Below are 20,295 nucleotides of genomic sequence, written 5' to 3'. Positions count from 1 at the left end.
CATTTACGGTATGAATAGCGGATTAAAATACATGATCGGTGTGGATATTGGCACCAGTAGCACCAAAGTAATAGCTTTGCTGCCAGATGGCCGTGTGCAGGCCCTTTACCAGCAAGCATATACAACACAACAACCGGAACCAGGGCATAGTGAGCAACACCCGGATGATATTTTACGGGCGGTAACCCAGGGTATACGCCAGGTAACACAGCAAATGAAACAACCGCCATCAGGAATTTGTTTCAGCAGCGCTATGCACAGCATAATGGCGCTGGATGCGGATGGCAGCTCTTTAACGCCTTTGATCATATGGGCCGATAACAGAAGTCAATCGGTTGCAGATGTGCTGGCGCCTACTACACAAGGTAAAGCATTATATCATCAAACCGGCGTACCGGTGCATCCCATGACGCCCCTGTGCAAAATAACCTGGCTGCGCCAGCATGCACCAGACTTATTTGCACAAACAAAGTGGTGGGTAGGTATTAAGGAGTATGTACTATACCATTTGTTTGGTGTGTATGTAGTGGATCATTCCATTGCATCTGCTACGGGGCTGTTTGATATACATGCCCTGCAATGGAGTCCGCAGGCCTTAGAGATAGCGGGTATTACAGCGGCGCAGCTACCGCAGCCCGTGCCTGCCCATTATATATTACGCGGCTTAAAACAAGAATTGGGTATACCGGCTGATACACCTTTTGTTATTGGCGCCAGCGATGGCTGCCTGGCACAGCTGGGCAGCGGGGCCTTAGCGCCGGGCCACGCTACGCTTACCATAGCTACCAGCGGTGCGTTCCGCATTGCTACAGCAAAACCGGTAAGGGATGAGCAGCAGCGGATCTTTAATTATGTGCTGGATGCAGATCATTATATCACCGGCGGACCATTGAATAATGGCGGTAATGTATTGCAATGGTTTACCCGCGATTTTTTGCAGCAGCCGCAGGCTGACCTGGATACTTATATAACGCAGGCATTGCAGCTGGAACCTGGCGTGGGCGGATTAATTTGTTTGCCTTATTTGTTAGGCGAACGTGCGCCGGTGTGGGACGGGCATGCACGCGGCGCTTTTATTGGCGTGCAGCCGCAGCATACGGCCATGCATTTTATGCGTGCGGCCATGGAAGGTGTTGCATTTGGGTTGTTAAGTATTTTCAACGCGCTGCAGGAAGCTGCGGGACCTATACAGCAGATAGCAGTGAGCGGCGGGTTTACAGCTTCACCGGGATGGATACAATTGATAGCAGATATTTTTCAGCAGCCTATGCACCTGGGGCAGCAGAATGATGCATCGGCTATTGGTGCAGGTATGATGGGGTATGAGGCTTTAGATATACCCTTTAAAGGATTGCCGGAAACAGAAGCACAGGTGTTTATGCCGCGGACGGAAGGTGCTGATATTTATAAAAAACATTACCAGCTATATGGGCTGGTGTATGAGCGGTTAAAAGATATAATGCACCAGCTGTAGTTCAATGTGTGCCAACCCTTTAAGGTCTGGCACACATAGTTAATTCCCTCTCTCAAACATTCTCACCAGGTCGGCCAGCTTAAATGATACATAAGTGTATTTACCACCCGGTGATATATTGGGCATGCTGCATGCAAACAGTTCATCAATAATATTCTGCATTTCGCGGGCGCCCAGGCTTTTGCCGGCGGGTATAGCGCTGTTGCGGGCCATGGAGCGCACCAGCTGCTCTCGTTTGTTCACCTTCAGCTCAGCGCTGAAATGTTTGAACTGTTCCAGCAGCCCTTCAATGCTGGCCTGCTCATTACCGCTTTGTATATCTGCCGGTGTGCCACGTACCACAAAGGTATGGTTGCCAAAAGGTTCCATATCATACCCCAATACCTGCAGGTCAGGCAGCATTTCTGCGATCAGCGCAGCATCGGCCGGTAGCAGCTGCAGTGTTTGCGGGAAAAGGCTTTGCTGGGTGGGCATTGGTTTATCCTGCAGGGCGCGCAGGTAGCGTTCATATAAGATACGCTCATGTGCGGCATGCTGGTCTATAAGAATAAACCCGGATTTTATTTGTGAAAGAATGTATTGCTGGTGCACCTGTACCGGTACTTTCTGATCAATAGTAGTATCCTGCCAGCGGTCATCTATCATGGTGGCCGTGGAGGGGCGGTTCACAAAAGCAGGCGTGTCCGGTATGGGCGCCAGGCCGGTATTTTGGGCCGGCATATCTGTTTTGCCTATCTCGTACAGGTCTTTCCAGTGTTTAAGATTACTGTTGCTGCTTTTATCAATTACATGGGCCTGGTGGGCCTGGGTAAAAGTTTTGTACAGGGAGCTGCCGGTGGAACGTTCCTGCTGCTGTTCTGTGAATGGTTTGTTCACCGCATCCAGCTGCTGAATACCCGGGTCCAGGTCAAAATCCAGGGTGGGGGTAACGTTAAACTGGGCCAGCGCATGTTTTACGGCAGATTGTACAAAGGCGTACAGGATCTTTTCGTCGTCGAACTTTATTTCCTGTTTGGTTGGGTGCACGTTAATATCCACATGAGCCGGGTCCAGGTCTATGTACAGCACATACAGCGGAAAGCTGTCGGCCGGCAGCATTTCAGAGAATGCATTCATAATGGCATGGTGCAGGTAGGGGCTTTTAATAAAGCGGTTGTTTACGAAAAAGAACTGATCGCCCCGGGTTTTTTTAGCCGTTTCCGGCTTACCTACAAAACCGTGTATGTTCACATAATCCGTAGTTTCTTTTACTGTTACCAGCTTTGCGTTATAATGCTGCCCTAAAATGGCAATAATGCGTTGTTTAAGCGAGCCTTTTTCCAGGTAAAATACCTGCTGGTTATTGCTGGTAAAGGTGAACTGCAGCTGTGGGTAGGCCATGGCCACGCGGATGAACTCATCTACTATGTGGCGCATTTCTGCGGCATTGCTTTTCAGGAAGTTGCGGCGGGCGGGCACGTTAAAGAACAGGTTCTTCATGCAAATGGAAGTACCTGCGGCTGTTTGGCAGGGCTCCTGTTTGCGCACCACGCTGTTATCTATTTCTATACAGGTGCCAATGGGCGAATCGGGCTGGCGGGTTTTCATCTCCACCTGCGCTACGGCGGCAATGGAAGCGAGGGCTTCGCCCCGGAAACCCATGGTGCGGATCTCGAACAGATCGTTAATAGTTTTTATTTTGGAGGTGGCATGACGCTCAAAACACATGCGGGCATCTGTTTCGCTCATGCCTTTACCATTGTCAATTACCTGCACCAGCTCTTTACCTGCATCACGCACAATGAGCTGTATTTCAGTTGCACCGGCATCCACCGCATTTTCCAGCAGCTCCTTTACGGCAGAGGCAGGGCGTTGTATCACTTCCCCGGCGGCTATCTGATTGGCTATATTGTCTGGTAGTAAGTTAATGATATCGGCCACGCGTAAATCCCTTTTGCCGTAAAGTTAGGAATTATAATGCCAAGCCCCAGCGGGCATTTTATAACAGGATTATAACATAAAATGTGTGTAACTTCAGTGTCCAAAAAAATATATCTAAACCAACATAATAATGAGCGTACGAAGTTTGATGATATTGGGTTTAGCCATTCTGTTCAGCCATTGTTCCTACTCACAGCAACCCGAAAAAAAATCAGCTATGGAAGATAAAAAGAATGAAGTGTACTCCCGTACAGATTCGTCGAAGGTGAACATCAGCAACGACGAGTGGAAAAAGATGCTACCCTCTGAGGTATATAATATTGCGCGTGAAAAAGGCACGGAATGGGCTTTTTCCGGTAAGTACTGGAACAGCAAGGAAAAGGGCACCTATTACTGCGCGGCCTGCGGTAATCCGCTGTTTGTATCAGACGCCAAGTTTGAAAGCAGCTGCGGATGGCCCAGCTTTTTTCAGCCGCTTACAAAAACCAGTGTGATCTATGCGCCGGACAATACCCACGGCATGCAGCGCACAGAGGTAATGTGCGGCCGCTGTAAAGCCCACCTGGGGCATGTGTTTGATGATGGCCCGCCGCCTACCGGCCTGCGGTACTGCATAAACTCCGTGATACTGGATTTTGACAAAGCGCAGGAAGCGGATAAAAATTATAAGGACAAAAAAGAATAACCGGCAGCGCTGAGGCATCAGCACCGGAATAAATAAATGGGAAGCTGGTCTTAAAAGGCCGGCTTTCTTTTTTTACAACGATCATTAATAACCATTGGTTTAGCAGCTGAGCTACCGGTGCATACCGCTCTGCCGCTGCCAGTTGCATTACTGCTGTGCATAAGCTAAACCTCCGTAAGCGGCTTTACTGCCATCGCCATGTTATTTACCCTCATTTTTGCTACCTGCCCCAACGGAAATACTATTTTTGCTGCATAGCAGCCGCCCATGTTTAAATTTTTACAACAGCCGTACCCGTTAGCCACTGCCGGGAGCAAAATAATTACCCCACTGGTTTATGGGGTATTTATAGCTCTGTTCCTGTACATTTTCCGCCCATTTGGGCTGGGGGAGCTGGAGCAGGGCCGTATGTTGCGGGCAGCCGGCGGTTTTGGGCTGGTAACCTTTGGGGTTATATTCCTGGAAATATGGATCAGCCCATTGCTGATGCCGGCTTATTTCCGGGAAGCTTCCTGGACGGTAGGGCGGGAAATATTTGTAATAATTACGGATGTTTTCCTGATCGGCCTGGGCAACCTGGTATTTTCCGCCTGGTACCTGCATACTTCTTTTACCGTATCCTCCGTGATCTGGTTCCAGGTAGTGACCCTGGTAGTAGGCGTGCTGCCCGTGTCCCTGTGGACCATGTACACCCAGCTAAAGCTGCAAAAGAAATATGCCGCAGAAGCCAGCACCCTGGACGCGCAGGTGCAAGAAAGAAAACATCCTGAAACACCCGCGCCCGCGCCGGGCACGCCTATGGAAGCTACCGTGCAGCTAATGGCAGAACAGGGTGGCGATGGTTTGCAGCTGAACCCTGAGCAGTTATTATACATAGCTGCTGCGGATAATTATATAAAAGTGTACCATCTTGAAAAAGGTATTGTAAAACAAACCATGCTGCGCAGCTCTCTGAAAAGGGCTGCCACCGGGTTGGAGGGGTATCCGCAATTCTTCCGCTGCCACCGCACCTTTCTGGTAAACCTGGATCATGTAACAGAAGTAAGTGGCAATGCCCAGGGGTATAAATTGCAGCTGGCCCATACGGGCGATTGGGTACCGGTATCCCGCAGCCTGCACCAGGAAATACGGGAGCGGTTGTAAGCCCCTGCGCGCTTTCCCATCTGCCCATTTACCCTTCCCATTCACCCCACCCGCTCCCATTGGCCCCATTTACCTTCCCATTGACCCCTTGCATTTTATGGCCGTAAGGCTTTGTTACAACTTTGCATCAAAGCATACGATCATGGAAAAAATCTTCACTGTTACACTGGTATTACACATTATTGGCGGCACCCTTTCCCTTATTACCGGCCTGGCAGCCATACTGGCAGCCAAGGGAAAAAGCAGGCACCGGGCAGGCGGCAAAGCCTTTTTTGCAGCCATGACATTGGTATTTATTACGGCCCTGGTTATGTCGCTCATGAAAGGGCTTACCTTTTTGCTGATGGTAGCCTTTTTCAGCTATCACCTGCTGCTGCGCGGTTACCGGGCCCTGTATCTGAAGGAGTTATATAAAGGGCGGCGCATGGCCTGGCCGGATTATTTGATTAACGGGGTAGGTGTAATTTTTAATACCGGCCTGCTTACCTGGGGCGCCAGCCATTTAGTTACCCACAGTACTTACATCCACACGGTAGCTGTATTTTTTGGCCTGCTGGGTATCTGGATAGCCGGGGGTGATATAAAGCATTTTATTATTCCGCCTAAAGACAAACAGCAATGGCTGTACACGCATATTGGCGGTATGTGCGGGGCCTATGTGGCAGCGGTAACAGCCTTTATGGTGGTGAATGTACATTTTTTGCCGGGCCTTATGGTGTGGACAGTGCCCGTGATCATAGGCGTTACGCTGATCACGCTTACTATAAACAAGTACAAACGTAAATTCAATAAGCAAATTGCTGCAACGGAAACACCTGTGCCGGCGGCAGTAAGGTAGCAAGGGAAAAAGTGTATCTTACCGGCATCACCAAACCCTTGCCGTAATGAAAGTTATTAAAGTACTGTTAGGGATCGCCGGTGTGGCGCTGCTGGCGGCCGTCATCATTTTATTTGCAGCGCCTACCCACCTGCATATGGAACGTACCATTACCATTCATGCCCCGCAAGCCACTGTATGGCAGCACATTGTGCTGTTCAAAAACTTTAACCAATGGAATGCCTGGGGTAAGCTGGATAGCGCTGCGCAGTATACTATTACCGGGCAGGATGGTACTGTGGGTGCGGTGGATAGCTGGCAGGGTGAAAAAGTAGGTGAAGGAAAGCTGGAACACCTGCAGCTGGAACCCTATAAAAAGGTGCGGCAAAAACTGAGCTTTGCCGGCCCTTCCAAATCTACTGCAGATGTGTTCTTTCACCTGAAGGAAGATAAAGGCCAGACCGTTGTTATCTGGGGGGTGGACAGTGAATTTCCCCGTCCGCTGAATGTAATCAGTTTGTTACTAAGAGGTTCCCTGGAAAGGGATTACGATGCCGGGCTGGCCGCCCTTAAAAAACAGGCGGAGGCAGATACAATGCAGTATTGACAATTAGCGGATGCTTTTAATACTGCAAATTATGCGCATACCATTTTAACCGCAGCTCTGCTGCCTTGGCAGAGAAGCTTACATTCACCAGCAGGTAACCTGCATTCTCAAAACTTTCCTGCGCATTTTTTACATCCACAATAGTAGCCTGTTTCAGCTGAAAACGCTGCAGCACCAGGGCCAGTAATTTGCCGGACAGGTCGTAATTATCCTTGGCTGTTTCCAGCTGCTGCAGGTTATTATTATATGCCTGCCAGTTCTTAATGGTATTGGAAGTATAGTTAAGCGTAAGCGTATCTTTTTGCAGGCGGGCATTTTTTATGTTAATGTCTGCCACCTGCTGCTGCTTTTTGTAAATGCTGCCATTAAAAATAGGAATGCTTACCCCAACACCTGCAAAGGGGCCATAGCTCTGGTTCAGCAGGGAAAAGCCTGCGGCATTTTTGGTATGGCTGAAGTTATAACCTGCATTTGCGCTGAGGGAGGGGTAACGTTGCGCAGCTGTTTCCTTTTCCAGGTATTCATTAATAGCCACCTGCTCATCGGCCGCCGTAATATCCGGGTTAGATGAAATGGCATTGAGCACTGTACCCAGCTCCATATTTTTATCCACCAGGATAGTATCCTGTATGGTAACGGTGGAATCAGGTTTTAAAGTGAGTAAGGTTAGCAGGTCTGTTTTAGCCTGGTCTATTACCAGCTGCTGCGCCTGTAAGTTTTGTATTTGTGTGTTCAGGTCTACCTGGGCCTGGAAAAGATCTGCATTATTTGCTACGCCTGCGCTTTGCTGCGCCTTTACAATATCCAGCTTCTGCCGGCTTACGGTAATGGAGGTGGCCAGCGTGCCGGCATAACTTTGCTGACGGATAATATCATAATACCGCAACATTACATTATAGGCTACCATCAACCCGCGGGAGCTAAGTACCTGCTGGTTCTGCGCTTCTATGGTACCTAACCTTTTACGCGCGTTCTGTACCCGGCTACCATTGTACAATAACATGGAGGCGTTTAATGAGGCCGACAGGCTGTTGGAAGAGGCATTGCTGCTGCTTTTATTATTAGCCGGGTTGGCATACTCCTGTTTAATGCTGGTGCTTTGCTCCTGGTCCGATCCGCTGGCGGTTACCAGCGGCAGGCCGCCGGCTATACCATAGCTGTTATAAATGTCTGCGGCGGCTACATTGTTCTTTGCTATCTGTATGCCTAAGCTGTTCTGCAGCGCTATAGCCACAGCATCGTGCAGGGTGAGGGTTTGCGCCTGTAATAAACCCGGGAGCAATACCATACAGCCGTATAAAAAAAACTGCTTCATGCTTAATACATTAATCATTGATAACTGTTACATGCGCTTTGTGCTTGCCGGATACAAAGGTGTATACGGCTGGTATCACAAACAGCGTAAGTATCAGTGAAAATAAAATACCGCCCACCACTACTATACCCAGCGGAATGCGGCTGGTAGAGGCGGCGCCCAGGCTCATGGCAATGGGCAGCGCACCTAAGGAGGTAGCAAGGCTGGTCATTAAAATGGGACGTAAACGCTGGGAGGCTGCTTCTATTACCGCATCCATCTTAGACATGCCCAGCTCCCGTTTCTGGTTGGTGAACTCTACGATCAATATACCATTCTTGGTTACCAGCCCTATGAGCATGATCATCCCTATTTCAGAAAATATATTGAGGGTTTGATGGAACACCCACAGGCTCAGTAATGCACCGGCTAAGGCCAGCGGCACGGTAAGCATAATGGTGAGCGGATCTATAAAACTTTCAAACTGCGCGGACAGCACCAGGTATATGAGCACCAGCGCCAGTGAAAAAGCAAATACGATGTTGGAAGAGCTTTCCGCATAGTCGCGGGAGGAGCCTGCCAGCGAGGTATGGAAGCTGGGATCCAGCAGCTTATTGGCAATGCCCTGCATGGCCTTGATACCATCTCCAATAGTACGGCCCGGGGCCAGGGATGCGGAAATAGTAGCATCCTTATAGCGGTTAAAGTGATACAGGGTAGAGGGGCTGGTGTTGGGCACTACATGCACTACCGATTCCAGCGGAATATTATCGCCATACTTATTACGCACATAAATATTGCTGATATCCAGCGGCGTATTACGCTGGCCCCTTTCCATTTGCGCTATTACATAATACTGGTAGCCGTTCATAATGAAGTAGGCCATACGGCCGCCACTAAAGGCGGCCTGCATGGCAGATACCACATCATTGGTGGAAAGGCCCAGGTCTTTTATTTTCATACGGTCAAAGCTGATCTCCACACCCGGTTTATTAAACTTCAGGTCCACATCCACATTGGAGAATGTTTTATCCTTACGGGCCGCTTCCAAAAATTCCGGGATCACTGTTTTCAGCTTGTTCAGGTCCTGGTTCTGCAGCACAAACTGTATGGGCAGGCTGGTTTTGGAGCCGGAGCCTACGGCAATGGTTTGTTCCTGGATGGCAAAAATGCGGGCATCATTAAAGCGGCGGAGCTTTTGCTGAAGGTCCATAGTAATATCGTTCTGGCTGCGGCTTCTTTCATGCGGGGGTACCAGGCCAATACGGGGCTGGGAGGTGTTCATAACCGTGCCGTTGCCACCCGGTGTGCGGGCAAAAACAAAATCACGTTCCGGAATAGAGTCCAGCAGGTAGTTAGCAATCTTATCCGTTACATCCTGTGTATAGTTAAAGCTGGCGCCCTCCGGCAGGGTTACGCTAAAACGGATGCTGCTACGGTCTTCCAGCGGCGCTATCTCACTTTGTATGCTGCGTAATATTAACCAGATAATAATGCCGCATACCCCGATCATAACCCAGGCAAGCCAGCGTACCTGCATAAAACCTTTTAACAGTTTGTGATAACCGTTTTCCATGCCCTGGAAAAAGGGTTCTGTTTTATCGTATAACCAGCCATGGCCGGCTTTTTTACGCGTGAGGTACACATTCAGCACCGGCGTAATGGTAAGGGATACAAAGGCGGAGATCAGCACGGCTGCTGCCAGCACCACGCCAAACTCGCGGAACAGGCGGCCTACAAACCCCTGCAGGAAAAGCACGGGCATAAATACAACTGCCAGTGTAATGGAGGTGGAGATAACGGCAAAGAATATTTCCTTACTGCCTTCCAGCGCGGCTTTGCGGATGCTGAGACCCTGCTCCATTTTGCGGAAAATGTTTTCCGTTACCACAATACCGTCATCCACCACCAAACCCGTGGCCAGCACAATACCCAGCAGGGTAAGTATGTTGATGGTGAACCCGGCTACATACACCACAAAAAAGGTAGCTATCAGCGAGATGGGAATATCTATTAAGGGGCGCAGTGCGATGAGCCAGTTACGGAAAAAGAAAAAGATCACCAGCACCACCAGCGCAAAAGCAATGATGAGGGTTTCCTGCACCTCTGCCAGCGACTGGCGGATGATGCGGGTATTATCTACCAGCACACTAAATTCAATATCCGCCTTGTTGGCTTTTTTAATGGCTGCCAGGCGTTTATCAAATTCATCGGCAATGGCAATATTGTTGGCGCCAGGTTGAGGAATAATGGCCAGGCCAATTGCATTTACGCCGTTGTATTTCCAGCTTTGCTCCTCCACCTGCGGGCCCAGCTCCACACGGGCTATATCGCTGAGGCGTACTATGCCGGTGCTGTCTTCCTTTAAAATAAGATCACGGAAATCTTTTTCAGTAGTAAGGCGGCCCAGGGTATTAATGGTAAGCTCTGTATTGTTGCCATACACTTTACCGGCGGGCAGCTGCACATTCTCATTATTCAGCGAAGTACTTATATCATTATAGGCAATGCCGTAGGCGTTCATTTTATCACGGTCCAGCCAAATACGCATGGCGTAGTTTTTGGAACCGAACACGTTTACGGCGCTTACCTGGTCAATGGTTTGGAGCTGTTGCTGCAGCACATTCTCCGTATAGTCGCTCAGCTCCATAAGGCTTTTGGTGCGGCTTTGCACGGCCAGTATCAGTATTGGATCACTGTTGGCATCGGCCTTGGTTACTACGGGCGGGGCATCAATATCCAGGGGCAGGCTGCGGGTGGCCTGGCTTACTTTGTCGCGCACATCACTGGCCGCAGCTTCCAGGTCGATCCCTAAATTAAACTCCACGGTAATGGAGCTGCTGCCTAATGAGCTGGTAGAGCTGATAGTGCGGATACCGGGAATACCGTTGATCTGTTTTTCCAGCGGTTCGGAGATCTGGCTTTCTATTACATCCGGGTTAGCGCCGGTATAGGCGGTGGTAACGGTGATCACCGGCGGATCAATGGCCGGGTAATCACGTACGGCCAGGAAGGTATACCCGATCACGCCGAATAAAATGATCAACAGGTTCATCACTGTTGCCAGCACGGGCCGCTTCAGTGACAGTTCAGAAATGTTCATGTGTACTGTCTTATCTTATGTTTCCGTTCAAATCTTTTACTGCTGCGCAACTGCCGGTGCGGTTGTTTTTACGCCCCGTACTTTCAATGGCGCATCCGGCCGTGCAAACAGCACCCCGGTTACTACTACGGTATCGCCAGGGTTAATGCCGCTGGTGATCTCTATATTACTGGCTTCACGTAAGCCGGTTACAACATCTGCAAAAGAGGCTTTGCCATTTTTTACCAGGATAACCTGGTTATTTTTATCGTTGGGGATGATGGCGTTGGTGGGTACCAGGATGGCTTTTTTATCGGCCGCTGCATTCAGGTACACTTTTACAAAAGCGCCGGGATGGCCTTTACCTTCCTCCAGCACAGCGCGCACCCGTATGTTACGGCTGGTAGGCGTTATCTGCGGCTCATAGGCAATCACTACTGCTTTGCGCTGCGCATTGGTGCTGGCATCTACCGTTACGTCTACTACTGCGCCTTTTTTAATCACTGCGCCGTATTGTTCCGGTAAAGTGAAATCCACTTTTATTTTATCCAGCTGCTGAATGGTGGCAATTACATTGGTGGGCGCTACATATGCGCCAATGCTTACCTGGCGCAAACCTACAATGCCGGTAAAGGGGGCGCGGATCACGGTTTTATCTATCAGCGCCTGGGTGTAGGCAATATCTGCCTTTGTACTGTTCACATTGTTAAGGGCCAGGTCATAGTCGGCCTGGTTAATACCGTTAATGTCCAGCAGCTTGAGGTCGCGCTCTTCAGTTTTCTGATACAGGTCCAGCAGCACTTTTGATTTCTGCAGCTGCGCCTGCAGGTCTGCATCGTTAATGCGGGCAATGAGGGTGCCTTGCTGTACCATTGCGCCTTCCGGCACATCCAGGTAGGTAATGCGCCCGCTTATTTCCGGGTGCAGCTCTGCATATTCATTGGCTACCACCGTACCATTGGCTTCAATAGTGTTGTTAATGGTGCTGGTGCCGGCTATCATTACATCTACAATAGTAGCCTGGTTGTTGCCCTTTTCACGGGCACTGGGTGTAGCTGCTTTTCCTTTACACCCGGCTATGAGCACAGTGATGCCCAATATTCCGGTAATCAATTTTGCCATTTGACAAAACTAGAGATAAGGTAAGGGTGGTTTGGGGGGTGTCGGTCAACGGGCGTTTACTATCGGCGGCTGCGGCGGATTGCGGGTTGAATAGGGTTAACAGTAATTAACAGTCAGGCGGAACCTGACTGTTAATTATGAATTACGAATTGTCAATTACGAATTACGAATGGGGAACTCCGTAGTGATAGGTTTCCAATAAAAAACCGCCCATAATGTAGAAACATTACGGGCGTTTGCTTTTATCTATTCGTATTCATAAAACTTCTTAAATCATTTTCTTTAACTGTACTTACACTTCACTATTGCACTACCCAATTCGTAATTAACCCTAGTAGCCATCATTCTGCTTCAGGGTAGCCGTTCCACTTATGGAGCTATTCACAATCTCCTGCAGCGGAATAGGATAATAAATATTAGTAGCCTTGAACGTAGCATTATTCAGATAAGTGCGTTTGCCTTTTTCCTGGGTTATATAAGTGTTCAGCACATCCGGTGCAATGCCCCAGCGTACCAGGTCAAAAAAGCGTTGGCCTCCCACAGCAAACTCCATGCGTTCCTCAAAACGAACGGCTTTACGGGCCAGCACCTTATCCGTCCACGTAGTATTGTACAGGCCTACTTTGTAGTTGGCAGCATTAGTGCCATCCGGCAGTTTCACAAAACCTACAGGGTTGGCGGCGCGGGTGCGTATCATGTTCACCAGCTCACGGGCACGTTCCAGGGAGCCTATTTCAATTTCACATTCCGCTAACCACAGCAGCACATGTGAGTAACGCAGTATGCGGTAGTTATTGGCATTCTGCCGCGGGTTATTGGCAAAGGTGGCGCTGCCAATATCCACTTTATAGAACATATTCTTTTTAGGTGAGTACGGACCTGCATACGCCTGGTCACGCACCCAGGCTTTGCCGGGATGCAGGCCATGATCCAGATAGGGAATGCCGCGGCGGCCTACGGTCCAGTCCAGGCGGGAATCCAGGGTGCCTGCATAGGGAGTGAAGGGGTCTTTGGATTCTATGCCCTGATCATTGGTTACATCATCTGCATTAAAATTATCCAGCAGGGGCAGGCCATTGGCATCTGTTTTAAATGCATTTACCAGGTTTTGCGAAGGCTGAAAAAAGCCGCAGCAGGTAGTAGGCCCGCCATAGGGATAGTTCAGCGTAGCGCCCTGGTTACCATTTTCGCCGCCGGGTGCACCATCATTTACAGAGTGCTCTACTTCAAAAACAGATTCAGCGTTGTTGTTGGCCTGGGCACGGAAGTTATCGGCATAACGGTCTACCAGCACATAACCGCCCTGGCTTACAATAAGATCCAGCAGGGTTTTAGCATCCGCATACTTTTGCTGGAACAGTTTGGCTTTGGCCAGCATGGCGGCAGCGGCCCATTTGGAGGCGCGGCCGGGCTGGGTTTGGCGGTGGGGCAGGTTTTCGTAGGCAAACTGGAAGTCGGCCTCAATGTTGGGCCATATGTCTTTATCATTGGGCACTTTGGTGCTGTTGGCATCTTCCGGGTTGTATATGTTCTCATCAATATAAGGCACATGGTTCCACATCTTTTTTGCCTCAAAATGATAGTGGCCGCGCAGGAAACGGGCTTCTGCCGTAATGCGGGTGCGCTCTGCATCATCAATTTCCGTGGCAGGTGTTTTGGCCAGGGCCTGTATCACGTCGTTACTGCGGGCAATACCATCGTATACGGCGCGCCACTTACCGCGGAAGTAATCATTATCTGCCAGGATCTGGTAAGTCTCGATCAGGCTAATGGCCGGCTGGTCACCGGAAGTAGTGCCTTTATACGCATCGTCAGCGGCTACGCTGCCGTATACCCAGTTATCGCCGGAGCTTTGGTAGGTGGTGTTGCCTGCGCCTACGCCGTCCAGCAATGAGTAAGCGCCTATCAATACTGCGTTCACACCGCTATTGGTATACAATTGTTCCGGCAGCAGCACGCCTTTGGGTTTCAGGTCCAGGAAACTGTTGCTGCAAGCCGTGCATAACAGCACTAAAATGGCGGTATATATGGTTTTACGTGTGATCATGGTAATCATTTTATGGTTGTTAGAAGCTTATGTTTGCGCCCACGAGATACACTTTTGCCATGGGGTAAGAGCCTTCGTCCACACCCATATGGCGGTCATTATTAGGATCGTAGTTACGCAGGTTAATTTCCGGATCAAGCCCGGTGTAGGGGGTAATGGTCCAAAGGTTCTGCCCTTGTATATAAATGCGGAATGTGCTGATGCCAAAGCGTTTTAACAGGCTTTCCGGCAGGTTGTAGGAAAGCTGTATGTTCTTAAAGCGCAGGTAAGAACCATTTTCTACGTAGTAGGTGGATGGGTTGCTGCTGATCACATCATTGGAGCGGAGCTGCGGCAGCTTGGCATCTGTTTTTCCCGGGCGCCAGGAGTCTTCCAGCATTTCCCGGCTGCGGTTACCGCCAAAGGTGGGAAAGTCTGTCCAGTAGCGCACATAGTTAAAGATCTGGTTACCCTGCACGCCTTGCGCAAACACGGTAAGGCCAAAGTTCTTATAGTTTACCTGTGCATTAAAGCCGTAGGTAAAGTCCGGGTGCGGGTTACCGATAACGGTACGGTCGTTGGCATCTATCTTATTATCACCATTTACATCATGGAAGTGGAACTGGCCGGCTTTGTTATTAGCGCCGCCGCCAAATTGAGGGGGTGCTTTCAGCGCCTCATCATCCGACTGGAAAATACCATCGATCACATAACCAAAGAAAGAGGAAATGGGCTGCCCGGCCTGGGTTACCGTCATGGCCGGCAGGCGGGTAGTAAAGCCAAAGTAACGGGTATTGGCATTACCGTCTGTTTTCTGCACTTCATTTTTATAGGTGCTGAAGTTAATGCCCAGGTCATAGGTAAGATCGCCTTTCATAACATCATTACTGAAGTTGATGCCCAGCTCAATACCGCGGTTCATCATGGTAGCAATGTTGCGGAAAGGGTTGGTGGCCTGGCCCTGGGTATACTGGATCTCTACCGGGAACAGCATGTCGCTGGTTTTACGCTGGTACACATCTATACCTACACTCAGCTTGCCTTTAAACATGGTGGCATCCAAACCAATATTGGTGCTGGTAGTGGTTTCCCACTTGGCATCCGGGTTACCGAACTGGCTCAGCTCATAACCCTGCAGAGAAGAGGACCGGGAGCCGTTCAGGTCATAAAAGGAGTTGGTAGGGTTGGTACCAAACGTGGTAAAACGGTTGTAGTTACCAATTTCCTGGTTACCGGTCTGGCCCCAGCCTACGCGCAGCTTCAGGTCGTTAATAGCGCTGATGCTTTTCATAAAAGGCTCTTCAGATACACGCCAGCCGGCACTTACCGCGGGGAAGTAGGCTACGTTATGCTGCTGGGAAAAGCGGGAGGAGCGGTCCCTTCTCAGGGTAAAGTCCACCAGGTATTTATCATTATACCCATAGTTGATCTTACCAAATTCTGATGCCAGGCGCCAGTCTGAGTACACACCGGTGTTGTTGGCAGTGCTGCCGTTGCCGGCATCTATATAACGGTTGTCCAGGTCATCTAAAAAGAAGCGGGAGCGGCCGGTGGTCAGCGGGTCGTTCATGCTGCTGATGGCCTCTGTACCTAACAGGAAGTTAAAGTGGTGCATGGAGCTGAGGTCCAGCCGGTAGGTGAGCGTGTTGTACCAGGTCCAGGTATTGCCATAGGCAGTGGAAATAGCCAGGCTGTTCACGCTGGCAGATTCACTGGATTCTATATCACGGAGGGTGTAGTTCCTGTAATTATTCCAGTTATAATCTATCCCAATGCTGGTGCGGGCGGTGAGGTTCTTTAAGATATCCACCTCTGCCCAGCCATTACCAAACAGGCGCAGCTCTTTGCTGATGTTGTCTTTATTGCGGTACAGCGCAGCTACAGGATTTTTGGCGTTATCCAGGTCGCCGCCTTTGGTACCGGCAAAGTTGCCCATAATATCATACACCGGTATAATGGGCTGCATGCGGTAGGCAAAGGAAACCGGGTTGCCCTCATTCTGGTTACCTGCGGGCTGGCCTATACGCTCGCCGTAGGCTACCTGGAAATTCTCACCTACGCGGATGGCTTTACTCACGTTAAATTCCGTATTGGCACGTACGGAGTAACGTTTGTAACCGGTGTGGATCATAATGCCCTGCTGGTTAAAGTAGTTTACAGACATGGCATAACGCCCGGTTTCGCTGCCGCCGGATACTTTCAGCTGGTGGTTCTGGATAGGTGCAGGATCAAAGATCTCATCCATCCAGTTGGTGCCTTGTTTATTGGCTTTGGTAATAAGCCATTTGGTTTTGCGGAAATCCGGGCTTTCAATATTGGAAGTGTAGTTAGCGGGGTCCACCCGCGGATCGCCTTCCATAGCGCCTTCCGGGAAAATGTAATCCGGTATTACGGGTTTGGGCCCGTTACCGAACTGCGCATGTTTGGGGTTGCCGTTGGATACGTTGCCTGCATTAATGCGCGATTCCCATAACAGGTCGGCATACTCCTGGGTGTTCAGCAGGTCCAGGAACTTACCGGGACGCTGGGTGCCATAATAAAAGTCGTAGCTCAGCTTAGGCTTGCCGGGCTTGCCTTTGAGGGTGGTAATGATCACCACCCCGTTCCCTGCGCGGGAGCCGTAAATGGAGGAGGCAGAGGCATCTTTCAGCACCTGGGTAGATTCAATATCGCCCAGGTTCAGCGTGTTCAGGTTGCCTTTGGTGGGCACCCCGTCAATTACATACAGGGGCGAGTTGTCGTTAATGGTACCAAACCCGCGTATGCGCACCATTACATTACCACCGGGGCTGTTATCCGTGCCAATGGTAACGCCTGCTACGCGGCCCTGCAGGGCCTGGCCTACGTTGGCGGCAGGGGTGGACAGCAGCTTCTTCACATCTACTGTGGCTACGGCGCCGGTAATATCTTTCTTGGACTGGCTGCCGTAACCGGTTACCACCACCTCATTCAGGTTACCGATGTTTTCTGCGAGGGTCACATTCAGGTCGGTACTGCCGCCTACGGTTACTTCTTTTGTGTTATAACCAATAAAAGAAAATAACAGCACCTCTCCGGACTTAGCCTCAATAGCAAAGGTGCCGGAAGGGCTGGTGGCGGTACCCCGGTTGGTACCTTTTACTACTACCGTAACTCCGGGTAGTGCGGTTTTACTTTTTTCATCGGCCACTTTACCGGTGATCTTTTGCTGGGCAGCAGCAGGTGCTGCGCCCAGTAACAGGAACAGCCACAGAAGGCTGCTGCAACGGGTGAGACGTAGTTTAACGTTAACGGGAACATTCATACGATGCTGATTTTAGGTTGTGGAATGGAAATTATAGGCATCTATGTCAGGCTCCCGGCAGGCAATGCGGCGGCTTATGGCATAGTAAAGGCAATACCTCTCCCGGCCCCAAAGCGTACGTGGAAGACATCCATATTTGTTTTTGTTACTGCTACAGTTAACTAGTGGAATTAACGGAACTATCTACATTGGCTGACGTACTACAGAATACCATCACAAGGCATCATAGTTAACTTGTTTTATAACGTGAAATATGCCCGGTTTTACCCGGATAAAAATTAAGTTACAACCTTTTCCAAACGATTGCAATAGCACTACTTAAAAAAGACAAAAGAAATTCCTGGCTCCCGGGAGGGAACTAATTTTTGCAGGTTAATAAATCAGCGGGGGAAACGTGCTCGGAGGTATAAGGCTACATAGTGCTCATGCTGCTGGCTGCTCAGTTAAAATAGGTCTGCAGCTCATTTACATAGGTAGTAGGCTCAAATTCAATGATCTCATACAGAGCCAGCTGAAACTTATCAAAAGGATCTTCTGCAATGATCTGCTCCACTTCCTTGCGGCTGGAGGCTTTACACAGGATCAGCCCGCCGGACCTGGGCTTTCTGCGGCCGGAAAGGATAAACTTTCCGCTTTGGTAATACTTATCCAGAAAGGCTTTGTGGGCGTCCAGATAGTGCTCTATGGCCGTTAGCGGCCGGATGTATTGTAATAAAATCAAGTACATGTTGGCGCTGGTTCTAATGAATAGGAATAGTTACAACAAAAAGTAGTGAAAAACCGTGCCATAAAGGTATGAAACAATTGGAGGATTTACTTTATATAAAAAGTGCGGAAGGGTTGATTTTTGTGTAATTTCACAGGTATTATTATTTTTTAAATCTTTGAACACTTCTTATGCACTTATCGCTAAGTAACATGTACCGGGTTTTGTTAACCGCTATCACCACAGCGGTCTTGCTGAGCGCTTGCTCCAAGATACCCGAAGAAAGCAAGCATATCCCCAAAAATGCAGGGGTTGTAATTGGGATCAACAGTAAACAAATTGTACAAAAACTGGTAACCAACGGGATTACCGTAGACAAACTTTTTGCGGCGCTGCAGAATAAAGACACTTCCAGCGAAGCGGCCAAAGCCGTACGGGATGTGGAAAATTCCGGGGTAGATCTGAACAGCAACTTTTTTGCCTCTATGGTTTTTGGCAATGACAAGAACTCCTACCTGTCACTGACAGGCAGCTTAAAAGACGCCGCCAAGTTTGAGGATTTCCTGAAAAAGAACGCTCCCAACTTTGCCTCCAAAACAAAAGGCGACTTTACCTATGCCTGGCTGCAGGATGATAATTCCCTGGTAGGCTGGAACAAAAGCGTGGTGATCTATGTGCGCCCCTTTGACCTGAATGATATTAAGAAACATGGCGGAGTACCGGGTATGCCCGGCGCCGGCGAGCCGGACAGCTCTGAGGAAGACGAATCAGCTGTTATAGATTCTGCCGCTGCGCTGCCCACCGTGCTTACCACACCGGATGATGCGGAAAGCACCTGGCTGCCTGTGCTGGATAACCTGTTTCACCTGAAAGATGCAGAAACCGCCGGTTCCCTGGAACCTTTCAAAAACCTGCTGAAAGAAAGCGGCGACATGAGCTTTTTTGTGCACCCGGAAGTGATCTCCACCAGCCAGATGACCATGCTGCCTGCTAACTTCAAAAAACTGCTGGAAGGTTGTTATTATGCAGCTACCGTAAGCTTTGATGAAGGTAAGGTGGTAATGAACGGCCACTCTTATGTGGGCAAGGAAATGGCTGATATTTATAAGAAATACGGCAACAATACACTGGATCTGGAGATGCTGGAAAAATATCCTTCTGATAATATTACCGGCTTTTTCGCCTATGGCTTTGACATGCGCATTATAGGCGACATTGTAAAAAGCACCGGTACGGATGGTATTGTGAATATGATGATGGGACAGAGCGGGCTTACACTGGATGATGTGCTGAACGCATTTAAGGGACAGCTGGTATTTGTTTCTTCTGACTTTTCCATGAAGAAAAAACCGCTGCCTTATTTCCCGGAAGACAGCACTGTGAGCGCTGACAGCAAATGGGTATTTGCCATGAAAGTGGGCGATAAAGCCGCTTTTGAAAAGCTGATGAACTCACCCATGGTTAAAAACTTTTTCGTTAAACAAGGCGATCATTATGTAATGGCGCAGCAGCTACCTAATATGCCGGCTGTTGATATTACAGATAAGCTGGTAACAGCAGCCTCTGACAGCGTATTGCTGGAGGCTTACCTGGCCGGTAAGGGTAAAGCCAAGCTGGATAATGACATTGTAAACAAAATAAAAGGCAACCCAATGGGCGCCTATGTAAATTTTGAAAAGCTGGCGCAGAATATACCGGATAGTGAAATTCCGGCAGAAGGCCGTACGGTAGCCCTGCAGGCAAAAGACCTGTTAAAGGACCTGCGCGCAGTAAGCCAGCCGTTTAACGGTAAGGTGCAGGAATCACAGGTGGTGGTTACTTTTAAAAATGAGAAAGAGAACAGCCTGGTACAGCTGGTGAACCTGGGTACCGCTGCTGCCAAGTATTACAAAGAGCAGCAGGCGAAAGAGAAAGCTGAAGCAGTGGAAGTAGATACTGCTGCCGCTCCTGGTAATTGATTGTAACAGATTGTTATAAAGAAAAGGCCTGCCCATAAGGGTAGGCTTTTTCATTTTCACCAAACAGATCTGCAGGCAGCACGCCGGAGACGGGGTACTGCAAAAAAATGGCCGCCCGTTAAGGCGGCCGTGCATCTGAGTCAATAAGGCATCTGAAGCCTGCTATTGAGTATGTTAG

Annotated in this window: 13 protein-coding genes; 6 read left to right on the top strand and 7 right to left on the bottom strand. The window is 49.4% G+C overall.

Annotated features, from left to right (window positions below; genetic code table 11):
* The first annotated feature begins 10 nt into the window (after positions 1–10).
* Positions 11–1,474 (top strand): gluconokinase, encoded by a 1,464-nt coding sequence (locus KVT36_RS20400; RefSeq protein WP_217605299.1) that lies wholly within the window; start codon positions 11–13, stop codon positions 1,472–1,474.
* 39 nt (positions 1,475–1,513) lie between these two features.
* On the opposite strand, the gene mutL is transcribed toward KVT36_RS20400, so the two are convergent.
* Positions 1,514–3,394, bottom strand: a complete 1,881-nt coding sequence (mutL, locus tag KVT36_RS20395) for a DNA mismatch repair endonuclease MutL (protein ID WP_217605298.1) — start codon at positions 3,392–3,394, stop codon at positions 1,514–1,516.
* Between the two features lie 130 nt (positions 3,395–3,524).
* Between mutL and msrB the strand changes: the two genes are divergently transcribed.
* From msrB to KVT36_RS20375, 4 genes are all read left to right on the top strand, one after another.
* The gene (gene msrB, locus KVT36_RS20390; protein WP_217605297.1) at positions 3,525–4,079 is read left to right on the top strand and encodes a peptide-methionine (R)-S-oxide reductase MsrB; all 555 of its coding nucleotides are present in this window, start codon (positions 3,525–3,527) and stop codon (positions 4,077–4,079) included.
* Positions 4,080–4,346: 267 nt separating this feature from the next.
* Complete coding sequence (locus KVT36_RS20385; protein WP_217605296.1) at positions 4,347–5,222, top strand: LytTR family DNA-binding domain-containing protein; 876 nt, start codon at positions 4,347–4,349, stop codon at positions 5,220–5,222.
* Between the two features lie 142 nt (positions 5,223–5,364).
* Positions 5,365–6,060, top strand: coding sequence for a hypothetical protein (locus KVT36_RS20380; RefSeq protein WP_217605295.1), 696 nt, complete (start codon positions 5,365–5,367; stop codon positions 6,058–6,060).
* 46 nt (positions 6,061–6,106) lie between these two features.
* Positions 6,107–6,646 carry an SRPBCC family protein gene (locus tag KVT36_RS20375; RefSeq protein ID WP_217605294.1) on the top strand — a complete coding sequence of 180 codons (540 nt, stop codon included), beginning with the start codon at positions 6,107–6,109 and terminating at the stop codon, positions 6,644–6,646.
* A 16-nt stretch (positions 6,647–6,662) separates the two neighbouring features.
* On the opposite strand, the gene KVT36_RS20370 is transcribed toward KVT36_RS20375, so the two are convergent.
* From KVT36_RS20370 to KVT36_RS20345, 6 genes are all read right to left on the bottom strand, one after another.
* The gene (locus tag KVT36_RS20370; RefSeq protein WP_217605293.1) at positions 6,663–7,961 is read right to left on the bottom strand and encodes a TolC family protein; all 1,299 of its coding nucleotides are present in this window, start codon (positions 7,959–7,961) and stop codon (positions 6,663–6,665) included.
* A 10-nt stretch (positions 7,962–7,971) separates the two neighbouring features.
* Positions 7,972–11,043 (bottom strand): efflux RND transporter permease subunit, encoded by a 3,072-nt coding sequence (locus KVT36_RS20365; protein ID WP_217605292.1) that lies wholly within the window; start codon positions 11,041–11,043, stop codon positions 7,972–7,974.
* Positions 11,044–11,079: 36 nt separating this feature from the next.
* A complete protein-coding gene (locus KVT36_RS20360) occupies positions 11,080–12,144 on the bottom strand; it encodes an efflux RND transporter periplasmic adaptor subunit (RefSeq protein ID WP_217605291.1) in 1,065 nt (354 codons plus the stop codon).
* A 331-nt stretch (positions 12,145–12,475) separates the two neighbouring features.
* Complete coding sequence (locus KVT36_RS20355) at positions 12,476–14,191, bottom strand: RagB/SusD family nutrient uptake outer membrane protein (protein WP_217605290.1); 1,716 nt, start codon at positions 14,189–14,191, stop codon at positions 12,476–12,478.
* Between the two features lie 19 nt (positions 14,192–14,210).
* On the bottom strand, positions 14,211–17,453 hold the full coding sequence (locus tag KVT36_RS20350) for a TonB-dependent receptor (RefSeq protein ID WP_217605289.1): 3,243 nt from the start codon (positions 17,451–17,453) through the stop codon (positions 14,211–14,213).
* A 439-nt stretch (positions 17,454–17,892) separates the two neighbouring features.
* The gene (locus KVT36_RS20345; protein WP_217605288.1) at positions 17,893–18,180 is read right to left on the bottom strand and encodes a YciI family protein; all 288 of its coding nucleotides are present in this window, start codon (positions 18,178–18,180) and stop codon (positions 17,893–17,895) included.
* Between the two features lie 170 nt (positions 18,181–18,350).
* Here KVT36_RS20345 and KVT36_RS20340 point away from each other — a divergent pair, with 170 nt between their 5' ends.
* Entirely contained in the window at positions 18,351–20,117 is a 1,767-nt protein-coding gene (locus KVT36_RS20340; RefSeq protein ID WP_217605287.1) for a DUF4836 family protein, read from the top strand.
* Positions 20,118–20,295 lie beyond the last annotated feature (178 nt).

The organism is Chitinophaga sp. GbtcB8, from assembly GCF_019091455.1.
Classification (GTDB): domain Bacteria; phylum Bacteroidota; class Bacteroidia; order Chitinophagales; family Chitinophagaceae; genus Chitinophaga.
The sequence above is the reverse complement of the archived record's forward strand: the minus strand, read 5'-3'. Positions and strand labels throughout refer to the sequence as shown.